We start from the raw sequence: 10,238 nt of genomic DNA, 5'->3' as shown, positions 1-10,238 counted from the left end.
CAAAATTGGGTTTGAAATTTTCAATTTGTTGCTTAATTAAAGCGCTGATTTCTTGTGCGTTAATTGCCAAAAGAACACCACTTTCTATTTCAAATTTTCCTTAACAACTTTAAGTTGTTGTTTAATACTAACATCAATTGTCTTGTGATTGGCGATAATAACAAAACCACCAATTAAACTATCGTCGATTTCTTCTTTAATGCTACGCACTTTTAAAGACATCTTTTTCTCTATAATAGGAAGTAGACGTTCTTTCTGTTCATCCGTTAGGGGATGAGCAGATAGAATCGTTACTTCAAAACGATTCGTTTCTCTCTCAAGACGGTTTAAACAATCTACAATCACATCATAAAAAAGATTTGATCGATGATTGTACAACAGAACTTGAATGAAGTTTTGTAATAATGGCGATGCAGAGTCTTTGAAATAACTGACTGTTTTTTCCTTGTCAGACTCATCAACATCTACCTGAGCCAAAAAAGAAGGCAAGTCTGTTTCTTCAGCGACTTGCTTAATCTGGGTCAAGTCTGAGAAGATAGAATCTTCTTCTCCTTTTTCAATCACCAATTGGACAAAAGGCATGCTGTATTTTTCAATTACCTTTACTGTCTTTTTGTCCATTAAGCTTCTCCTAGCTGATCAATATACTGATCAATGAGTTCTTTATGGGCATGACCGTCAAGGTTTTGTGAGATGATTTTTCCAGCTAGACTAACTGTCAAATCTGCTACCTCACCTTTAACGCTTTGTAAAGCCTCAGCTTTATTTTGCGCAATTTCTTGGTTAGCTTTTTCTTTCAAGCGACCAGCTTCTAGCTTAGCTTCAGCCAGAATATCTGATTTGCTCTTTTCAGCTGTTTCCTTTGCATTCTCGATAATCGTTTTAGCTTCGGTACGGCTACCCGCTAACTCAGCTTCACGTTTGTTAGCCAGTTCCTCAGCCTTTTTACGGGCTTCCTCGGCACCATCAATATCTGAAGAAATCTTTTCAGCACGTTCATCTAAGATGCTGGAAATATTTCCCCAAGCATATTTTTTCACTAAAAAGATCAATAAAAGGAAGGAACCAGCGATAAGAATAAAGTCACCGATAATGGTACTAATAGTTAAATCCATCTTCTAATCCTCCTCTACTTACTCTTCCCCTTCATTTATTTTTTTACCAATGTACATAGATGACAACATGGTAAATACATAAGCCTGGATACATGAAATGAAAATTGAGAAGGCTGTCCATAACATGTTTGCGATAAAGGCAAAAGGATACCAATACAAAGCATTTTGTGACAAGGCTAATAGCAATCCAGCTAAGACCTCACCGGCAAAAATATTTCCGTAGATCCGAATCGCCAAGGAAGCAAAATTGGTGAACTCTTCTAAAATGTTCATCGGAGTCATGAAGCCAGGTGTAACAAATGCTCTCAAATATTCTTTAACGCCTCTACGACGAATTCCTTCTACATGGGCGATCAAAGTGATCAATAAGGAGAGGGATAAATCGTATCCAAGGTTGGCTGTTGGGGAAGTCCACAAGTTATAACCGTTTGTTGTTTGTACTTTTGCCATTAAGCCAATATTGTTGGCAACCAAGATAAACAGAAATAGAGAGAACAAGAACAAGGAATAATCCTTGATATATGAATCTCCAATGTTTGGTTTTGTAAAACCAATCACAAAGTCATAAATCATCTCAAGAGCATTCTGTTTGCCCTTTGGACGGATGGCCATTTTACGACTTGCCCAGTAGACAAAGGCAAAAACCATCAAAACAGTTACAAGAGACATGGCAAGCAGGGTCAAATCAAAGGATATTGGTCCAATATTAACGGTTGGATTCAAACTTTCTTCCATGGTTTGACACCTCCATTTCTAAATAGAGTTGTCTATTTGATAACGAATGACATCGCCAAGGTTACAAAGAAAGTTCCTTCGATAAAGGCAATCCCCATGATCATCAAACTACGCAATTGTGGAATGATATCTGGTTGGCGTGCTGCAGATTTGAACAAACCGTTCATCAAAAATCCTTCTGCAAGAGATACACCCATACAGGCAAGACATAGACCGAAAAATGTTAAATTCATGACGAATTCTCCTTTTTTAAATTAAATTTACTTCCCTAGTTTAGTCCTAAAATTTGCTTTTGTCAACTCTTTACTAGCATTGAAAGCGTTTCTAATCATTTATTTCTATTTTTACGATTTTCAAGACAATTATATAGAAAATTTTAATGTCTTTTCAGATTATTTTTCTTATCTTTCCTATTTTTCTGAAAAGAAAAATCCAAGTTTCAAAACCTGGATTTATCGTTTCTTATTTGAAATAAATTGAATGGTGGCTCTGGCAAGCTGGATTAAAGAGTGCTGCACAATAAGGACAGCTCCCCTTTTCTCTATACTCCTCATAAGTTAGGGTCTTCTTACAGGAACCACATAAGATAGGTTTATCCTGTTTTAGATTTAAAGGATAAGGAGAAAATGTGTGCGACTCTAGTTCATTGTGACACTGATAACAGGCATAGTATTTCTTACACTCATTACACTGGAGCGCTACGATATCTTTATCACTATGGTAATGAACACATCTGCTTTCATCATCTACTAGTAATCCATGAGCTTGAACCATTGACTTTCCTTATCTAGGCACGAACTGTAACGCTTGTTCCATCTTCTTTGTAAAGATTAATCAAACCTTCTTTCAAAGCACGGACCATATCACCTGCTTGTACTGGTTGTGGAACCTTGATAGTTAAAAGTTCCATTGGATTTGGTGCACGGTCAATCTTGTTACCTTTGGCATCATGAAGGTCTTCGATATAAGTTTCAAAATGGCGGAAACCTGGGCCATAAAACTCAACTTGGTCTCCTTCGTTGATAACGTTACGTTGGCGAATAGTTGCTGTTTGCGTTGCATCATCATAAGATACTACTTCAGCAACAAACTTGTATTCTGGAATCTTACGACGAGCACCGAACAGTTGTTCGTTTTCAGATGGTGTTCCGTAATAGAAACCTGTAGCCAATTCACGTTGAGCTACCTTCCACATTTCATCAATCAAGTCTTGCTTGATAGCTTCAAACTTTTCAGGACTTTCAAGGTAGGCATCAACGGCAGCCTTGTAGCAGTTTGTCACTGTTGAAACATAGTGGATAGACTTCATACGACCTTCAATTTTAAGACTGTCCACACCATTTTCAATCATATCTGGGATATGGTCAATCATAGACATATCAACCGCAGACATGGAGAACTCTTCAGGAATTTCTCCCTTGAGACTCTTACGCTCTTTACCAAATGGCATATCGTAAAGGTCATATTTCCAACGGCAAGATTGTGAACATCCACCACGGTTGGCGTCACGCATACTCATATGGTTAGAAAGCGTACAACGACCAGAGTAGGAAATACACATCGCACCATGTACGAATGCTTCGATTTCCACATCTGTACGTTTTCGGATTTCTGCCAGTTCTTCCATGGAAACCTCACGCGCCAAAACAACGCGAGTCAATCCAAGTTCTTTCCAGAATTCAAGAGTTTCATAGTTGGTCGCACTAGCTTGTGTTGAAAGGTGGATTTCAAGTCCTGGTGCTTCTGTTGCTGCAATCATGATTAAGGCAGGGTCAGAAACGATAACAGCTGCAATTCCAATATCACGTAACTTACGGAACCATTCTCCGGCACCTTCTTCATTTCCTTCGTGCATAACCATATTAGCAGCCACATAAACTTTAGCGCCATACTTAGCCGCGAACTGAACTCCTTCTTCCATTTGTTCGAAAGTGAAGTTTCCCGCACGACTACGTAGACCATAGGCCTGACCACCAATAAAGACAGCATCTGCTCCGTATTGAACAGCTACTTTTAGTTTTTCTAGTGTTCCTGCAGGTGATAGAACCTCAGGACGTTTCAAAGTTTTTGTCATTTTTTCTCCTATTTGCAATATAAAAGTTTGACACCAATCTTAACTATTTTATAGTAAACAGGATTCAAAATCAAGCCTTGAATGATTGTTTAGACAATTTTAATGTTTAGTTGTCTCTGAAAACGTTATTGAACAGTTTCAACATTCCAAGTAGTCCAGCCTTTAAAACGTATAGCACCCTTTTTGTCAGTTTTTAATACCAAATTCTCAAGTTCTTTATCTTCTTGGTTATTCTCCCCATTTTTAAGTTTAAATGATTTTTTCTTGTCTATTGAAATGACCGTGATTTTAGGGTGTACAGTTTTGAAGATTTCGATATCTGTCTTTTTCTTCAATGCTTGCTGATGAGTTATCACTACATCTGCTTGGAGTTTCGGATAAGACTTGGTTAAGAACTTCTCCTCTAAATTTCCAGTAACTAGAAAGGTTTGGTTTAGTAACTTTCCATACAAGACCATTGAATCCTTTTTATCGCTATTTTGGCTAGTGAATGCTTCCAAACTACTCCCAAAAATAAACAACTGCTGCCCAGTTTTAATAGCAGCTACCTTGATTTTGGTTTCCTTCAGTTTATCCATAAATTCTCTTTTAGATAATGTTTCTTCAGTTACTAGAATCTCTTCAAGCTCGAAGGCTTTACTCATTTCTAACACATGATCTAACTGCTTAGTATCACTAGTCGTTAGCACAAGTTGATCAATCTTTGCAACTCCTCGACTTTTCAGATAAGGGATTAAATTCCGTTTGGCATTACTAGTGGTGACTTTCTCCTGCCAGACTTCTTTCTTTTCAACTGCTAGCTTTTCACCAACATCCAGTAGTATGGTCTTTCCTGCCATGTCTCTTAGGAAAATGCTTCGCCCCTGTTCCATATCTAGGACTGTGATTTCATTTTCTAGTGGATGCTTGGTTACTAAAAAGAATGAGATGGCAACTATGCCAAGCATAGATATTTTTTTCAAGTTCTTTCTATAGTCGTAGATGAGAGCTAAAGTAATCAAAATAAAAATTAAAATCCAAAGACTCGGCTGACCAAAAACAAGAGGCCTCGTAGATAGCTGAGAAATATAGCGTATGATGTTTTCTAACCATTCAAAGAGAAAGTTAAACTGGGTAATAGGATAGATGCATGACAGACAGAAGAGAATCGATAAAAGTGGCAATAGGACCATGTCAAACAAGAATGAAAAGACAAAGGTCAAGAGAATGGACCACGGTTGAAATTCAGAAAAGTAGAAAGATAAAATTGGCAAAATTCCCAAGGAAATAATGCAACTCTCTCTAACCAGACCTTTTATCCCTGCTACTTCCTCACCAGTCATGGTCAGGATAAAGGCATAAGCACAGGAAAGAACTCCCCCAGCAGTTAAGAAAAAATTCGGCATGATTAAAAATAGAATAAGAAGCGTCAAAGCAAAATTATCCAGTGACTTAAAGCCATGCTGAGCCAATAACTTTTGTAGAAGACTACGAATAACTGAAGCTGAAAATCCTGTCAAGCCTGCATAAAACAAAGAAAAGGGATAAGCTAGCCATTTGAACTTCTCTTGTGTCAAGCCCAATCGCAAGAGTGACTTTTTAAAAGCATTCATGAAAAATCCGACCTGCATTCCAGACAAAGCAAAAAGATGAATAATCCCTAGACTGGAATAAAGTTCATTCATTTCCTCAAAGTCTGTATCTAAATGTCCCAATAAAAGACCTGTCATATAATTGCGCATGGGATCGGGAAAATTCCTTTTTATCCAGACAACTGCTTTTCTCCTCAAACTTGATAGATTTTCTCCAATACCCCAACTGAAAATTTGCTTTAATTCCACAATTTCGGATATAGTCAAGGTCTGATAAATTCCTTGTGTTTTGAGATAATTTCGATAATCGAAACCCGCAAAATTACTGGCTCCTTGAGGACTAGCTAACTTGCCTTTCACAACCATTTCATGTAGTTCAGATAAGTCTTGAAATTTTTCCTTTTCAGCTTCTGACTGAAGTTTATAATAGACCTGAAAGAGTCTACCGTCAGCCTTGCCACGAAAAGATAAGCTATCACCATTTACTTTGATGGTATCCGGTAATATTCTCAATGTATCAACCGTGTCTACAAGATTCCGACTGGCTTCTTCTTGCTGCCATTTTTGAAAAATAAACCAACTCCCAAATATGCTGCAAATCAAGAGGACCTTGGTCACAGTTTTCCATGGAAATTGGAAAAAGAGGCAGACTAGTAAAAAGACAAAGCCCAAAAGTGCTAAGACACTCGCTGAAAAGATAGCATAGTAGAGCCATAGCAAAAGAAAACTGAGATAGATTTTTGGAATTGGAAAGCGACTAATCCACTGTAACATATTCTTTTAACTTTTCTATCGTTTTTGCACCAATACCAGAAACCTTTTTGAGCTCATCAACTGACTTAAACTTACCGTTAGACTCACGATGGTCGATGATATCCTGAGCACGTTTAGCACCTAAGCCTTTGACTTGTTTCAGTTCCTCTAAACTAGCTTTATTAAGATTGACTTTCTTACTTTCCTTGTTGTTAGGGGTATTTGATTGTGATTCTTGACTGGTAGCTTCTTCCTTGGTCGGAACATAGACCAGTGCTTCGTCACTAATTCTCTGAGCTAGATTGATAGACTTGCTATCGGCATTATCTGTCAGTCCACCAGCTTTCTGGACAGCATCATTGATACGACTTCCAACTGGCAAATCATAAATCCCTGGCGTTTTGACAGCACCCTTGACATCAACAGTAATTAGATCTTGCTCCACTGCTTCTTCCTTCTGATTCCCATCCTCCTTTTCATCCGACGAATCCTTCGAAACAGTTGTAACTTCTGTCTGCAAATTACTTTCCTTAGCAGGTGTTTGAGCGACTGGTTTTAGGAGGAAAAATCCACCCAAGACTAAACCCAAACCAGCACAGATGACAATGATTTTATACTCTTTAATTTTCTCAATAAGTTCTTCCATATTTTCTCCTCTCTTAGCTTATTCGTAAGAGAAAGAAAAAAACAGCTGAAAAATCTTTTCAACTGCTTACTTATTTGCAAAATAATCTTCCTTGGTTAAAATGTAATGTACACGTGTTACAATTCGTCCAGGTTCTTTATAGTCCATTCTAGCATATGGTTCTTCGTGGGAGAAGTGCATGCCTGATTTCTCCATAACCTTTCCTGACGCAGGATTATCCTTATCGTGAAGGGCCGTCAACTTATTCATCCCAATCTTTTCAAAAGCCAGTTCAATTACAGCTCTGTTGGCTTCTGTCGTCAAACCTTGATTCCAATATTTTTGATTGATAATGTAACCAATGGCTGCCTTCTTAAGAACAGTATCCATCTTGTGCAGGTCAATAGTTCCGATAAACTCTCCAGTACTTTTTAGTTCAATTCCCCATCGGCCCAATGGATTGGCTAGATAAAACTGGGCAATATTGTTCTTAGTTTCCTCTAGACTTTGATTGGTTGGAAAAGTAAATCGCGTATTTTCCTGGTTTGAAGCATATTCAAACATGGCTTCTGCATCATCAAGTGTTACAGGTCTAAGTACTAAGCGTTCTGTTTCGATAATTTGATGCTTAGCTAGTTTGATAAATAGTGATTCCATGATTACACCTCCGAAAATAGGTTGCTAAAAGAATAACATAAAAGAAATAGGTTTACAAGTTTTTCTTGCAATTTAAAACGGTTTCATATACAATAAAGTCATCACAAAAACTCTGACGAATGATGTGATACATAAATTGAAACAGCTTAATAGAAAGTGAGTTATCCTATGTTAATTGGAATTCCAAAGGAAATTAAAAATAATGAAAATCGTGTTGCTTTGACACCTGCTGGTGTACAGAGTCTTGTTGGTCGTGGTCACCGTGTCCTCATTGAAACAAATGCGGGACTTGGATCTGGTTTTGCTGATGCTGACTATGAAAAGCAAGGAGCAGAAATTGTCGCAACTGCTGCTGAAGCATGGGCTGCAGAGTTAGTTGTTAAAGTCAAGGAACCCCTTGCTAGTGAGTACCAGTTCTTGCGTGAGGATTTACTTCTCTTCACCTACTTACACATGGCAGCTGCTCCAGAATTGGCGGATGCTATGCTTGCAGCTAAAACAACTGGTGTTGCTTATGAGACCGTCCGTGATACTCAAGGGCAACTCCCTCTATTGGTTCCAATGAGTGAGGTTGCTGGTCGTATGGCAGTCCAAATCGGAGCCCACTTCTTGACGAAACAAGCTGGTGGTTCAGGAGTTCTACTCGGTGGTGTCCCTGGTGTTCCAAAAGGAAAAGTAACCATCATCGGTGGTGGTGTTGTTGGTACACATGCAGCTCGCATTGCGCTAGGTTTGGGAGCTCAAGTAACCATTCTTGATATCAGTGCTAAACGCCTCTCTGTCCTAGAAGATGTCTTTGGCCACCAAATCCAAACACTCATGTCTAACCCATTTAATATTGAAGCAAGTGTGCGTGAAGCAGACGTTGTTATCGGTGCTGTCTTGATTCCTGGTGCCAAAGCTCCAAAATTGGTGACCGATGAAATGGTACAACAAATGCGTCCTGGTTCTGTCATTGTTGACGTTGCTGTTGACCAAGGTGGTGTTATCGCAACAGCTGACCGTGTGACAACTCACGATGAACCAGTCTATGAAAAACACGGTGTTCTTCACTATGCCGTTGCTAACATTCCTGGAGCAGTTGCTCGCACATCTACGATCGCCCTTACTAATGTGACTCTTCCATATATCGAAGCCTTGGCAGGAAAAGGATTTAAGAAAGCTATCCTAGAAGACGCAGGCTTGCTTGAAGGTGTGACAACCTATCAAGGATACCTCACCAGTCAGCCTGTTGCAGAAGGCTTGGAACGTGACTTCACTTCAATCAGTGAACTTGTCTAAAATGATTTATAAATTAAAACTACAAAAATAAGAAGCTACATAAAAACTAGCTTCTAAATCTCAAAAACGAGCATTTCCGTTCTTGGAGATGCTCGTTTTCTCATGTCATGGTTTATAATTTAAATTTTGATAGGCTCTAGTTTCTAATCAATGTGATCACTATTTGTCAATATTAATCCTTTCAATCAATTCATTAGTTATCTAAACTAAGTCCATTAATAAATCCAAAAAGAGTATCACTATCAAAGCAAACTAAATAATTGAGTTATAAATGGCTATTTTCACAAAATTGTCTCATCATCACACTATCTAATCTCAGTACACAAACCATTTTTCTATAGCTTTTGTCTTAATCTTGATCTTTTTTCTTTAATCCAAGAAATGCACCTAAGGTAAACATTATTCCGGCAACCAATGACGTGAAGACTTCGCTAACTGTTCCGGTTTTTGGTAATCTATCAGTATTATTAGTAGTTGATTTACTATCAATATTAGTATGTTTATTAGCTATGTTCTCTGGTTCATTAAGATAAACTTCCTTCTTATTTTCAAAGTTTTTATCATTTTTATCAGGAACTGGAGCTGTAACATCCTTAGTTGAATCAGATTTGTGTGAATGATTTTCTCTTTGTAAATCCTCTTTTCTGTGACTTTCATCTAATTGATTATGATTAACTTGCACCTTATCTTTCTTTTTGGATACATCAAAAGTAGGTTTATTTTCCTCCTCCTTTTTCTCCTCTATTTTCTTGAATACAGGTTTTATAAGGGTATCTTTTGATAGATTAATAGCATAACCAGCATCTTTTTTCCCTTCGACACCAGAAATTTCCCAGCCATCAAATTGATAGCCTTTTTCTAATTCCCCCTTATAGACAGGTAAAATGAAATCTTCTTCCGACACTATCTTAGAACTCATTTCTTTTCCATTTTGAATGGTCACAGTCACCGTATGAGGTTTTAATTCGCTCACCTCTCCCGTATCTTTGTTTAAAATGAATTCTTTTACGGTTGTATTTCTTGCAAAATCTTTTACAAGAATCTTAATGTTTAGTGTCTTATCTGCTATTTGTTTAATATCATCAAATGATTTGTATTCTTTTCCATTTACATAAATATGTTTGTCTTGAATCTCACCATCGAATCCATTATTTCTTTTATCATTGATATTAAAGACTACAGATTTTCCGTCAGCATATTCGATACTAGTATTTCCCTTAGGATCAATGTTTACTTCTGGTTTAACATTATCATATAAAAATTGATAGTGTACTCCAACCGCTTTCGCATTCAAATCGCTATAGCCAGTTTGAAGATAAACATTTCCATCCATATCTGTTACCTTATCTGGAAATCCGTTTGCTTTATAGTCTTTCATTCCCCAGTCCATGATGTCACCGTCTTTAACATTAAGCTTAATGTTAAAA

At 37.6% G+C, this 10,238-nt stretch carries 11 protein-coding genes; 1 reads left to right on the top strand and 10 read right to left on the bottom strand.

The window, feature by feature from the left end; genetic code table 11:
- Positions 1-84: 84 nt before the first annotated feature.
- The 9 genes from E7C97_RS08110 to E7C97_RS08070 all read right to left on the bottom strand — a co-directional run bounded on the left by E7C97_RS08110 (position 85) and on the right by E7C97_RS08070 (position 7,530).
- Positions 85-621, bottom strand: coding sequence for a F0F1 ATP synthase subunit delta (locus tag E7C97_RS08110; RefSeq protein WP_049503614.1), 537 nt, complete (start codon positions 619-621; stop codon positions 85-87).
- Positions 621-1,115, bottom strand: coding sequence for a F0F1 ATP synthase subunit B (atpF, locus tag E7C97_RS08105; protein ID WP_316108818.1), 495 nt, complete (start codon positions 1,113-1,115; stop codon positions 621-623). The genes E7C97_RS08110 and atpF overlap by 1 nt, the downstream gene beginning before the upstream one ends.
- 18 nt (positions 1,116-1,133) lie before the next feature.
- Positions 1,134-1,850, bottom strand: coding sequence for a F0F1 ATP synthase subunit A (atpB, locus tag E7C97_RS08100; protein WP_316108817.1), 717 nt, complete (start codon positions 1,848-1,850; stop codon positions 1,134-1,136).
- A 32-nt stretch (positions 1,851-1,882) separates the two neighbouring features.
- Positions 1,883-2,083 carry a F0F1 ATP synthase subunit C gene (locus tag E7C97_RS08095; protein ID WP_001054551.1) on the bottom strand — a complete coding sequence of 67 codons (201 nt, stop codon included), beginning with the start codon at positions 2,081-2,083 and terminating at the stop codon, positions 1,883-1,885.
- A gap of 229 nt (positions 2,084-2,312) precedes the next feature.
- Positions 2,313-2,624, bottom strand: a complete 312-nt coding sequence (locus tag E7C97_RS08090; protein ID WP_049503612.1) for a CHY zinc finger protein — start codon at positions 2,622-2,624, stop codon at positions 2,313-2,315.
- A gap of 13 nt (positions 2,625-2,637) precedes the next feature.
- Positions 2,638-3,924, bottom strand: coding sequence for a U32 family peptidase (locus tag E7C97_RS08085; protein ID WP_049503610.1), 1,287 nt, complete (start codon positions 3,922-3,924; stop codon positions 2,638-2,640).
- 125 nt (positions 3,925-4,049) lie between these two features.
- Positions 4,050-6,269 (bottom strand): ComEC/Rec2 family competence protein, encoded by a 2,220-nt coding sequence (locus E7C97_RS08080; protein WP_316108813.1) that lies wholly within the window; start codon positions 6,267-6,269, stop codon positions 4,050-4,052.
- Positions 6,253-6,894, bottom strand: a complete 642-nt coding sequence (locus E7C97_RS08075; protein WP_316108811.1) for a helix-hairpin-helix domain-containing protein — start codon at positions 6,892-6,894, stop codon at positions 6,253-6,255. Before E7C97_RS08075 ends, E7C97_RS08080 begins: the two co-directional genes overlap by 17 nt.
- A 66-nt stretch (positions 6,895-6,960) precedes the next feature.
- Positions 6,961-7,530, bottom strand: a complete 570-nt coding sequence (locus E7C97_RS08070; RefSeq protein ID WP_316108809.1) for a GNAT family N-acetyltransferase — start codon at positions 7,528-7,530, stop codon at positions 6,961-6,963.
- A gap of 168 nt (positions 7,531-7,698) precedes the next feature.
- On the opposite strand from E7C97_RS08070, the gene ald reads away from it, so the two are divergent.
- Positions 7,699-8,811, top strand: a complete 1,113-nt coding sequence (ald, locus tag E7C97_RS08065; protein WP_316108808.1) for an alanine dehydrogenase — start codon at positions 7,699-7,701, stop codon at positions 8,809-8,811.
- A gap of 349 nt (positions 8,812-9,160) precedes the next feature.
- Here ald and E7C97_RS08060 read toward each other — a convergent pair.
- A partial coding sequence (locus tag E7C97_RS08060; protein WP_316108806.1) for an LPXTG cell wall anchor domain-containing protein occupies positions 9,161-10,238 on the bottom strand: 1,078 nt, incomplete at its 5' end.

It is taken from the genome of Streptococcus sp. (assembly GCF_032481935.1).
Taxonomy (GTDB): Bacteria; Bacillota; Bacilli; order Lactobacillales; family Streptococcaceae; genus Streptococcus.
The sequence above is the reverse complement of the archived record's forward strand: the minus strand, read 5'-3'. Positions and strand labels throughout refer to the sequence as shown.

Bases quoted from the DNA above. Each gene is read 5' to 3' on its own strand.
- E7C97_RS08110 (WP_049503614.1), bottom strand. From the start codon at position 621: ATGGACAAAAAGACAGTAAAGGTAATTGAAAAATACAGCATGCCTTTT.
- atpF (WP_316108818.1), bottom strand. From the start codon at position 1,115: ATGGATTTAACTATTAGTACCATTATCGGTGACTTTATTCTTATCGCT.
- atpB (WP_316108817.1), bottom strand. From the start codon at position 1,850: ATGGAAGAAAGTTTGAATCCAACCGTTAATATTGGACCAATATCCTTT.
- E7C97_RS08095 (WP_001054551.1), bottom strand. From the start codon at position 2,083: ATGAATTTAACATTTTTCGGTCTATGTCTTGCCTGTATGGGTGTATCT.
- E7C97_RS08090 (WP_049503612.1), bottom strand. From the start codon at position 2,624: ATGGTTCAAGCTCATGGATTACTAGTAGATGATGAAAGCAGATGTGTT.
- E7C97_RS08085 (WP_049503610.1), bottom strand. From the start codon at position 3,924: ATGACAAAAACTTTGAAACGTCCTGAGGTTCTATCACCTGCAGGAACA.
- E7C97_RS08080 (WP_316108813.1), bottom strand. From the start codon at position 6,269: ATGTTACAGTGGATTAGTCGCTTTCCAATTCCAAAAATCTATCTCAGT.
- E7C97_RS08075 (WP_316108811.1), bottom strand. From the start codon at position 6,894: ATGGAAGAACTTATTGAGAAAATTAAAGAGTATAAAATCATTGTCATC.
- E7C97_RS08070 (WP_316108809.1), bottom strand. From the start codon at position 7,530: ATGGAATCACTATTTATCAAACTAGCTAAGCATCAAATTATCGAAACA.
- ald (WP_316108808.1), top strand. From the start codon at position 7,699: ATGTTAATTGGAATTCCAAAGGAAATTAAAAATAATGAAAATCGTGTT.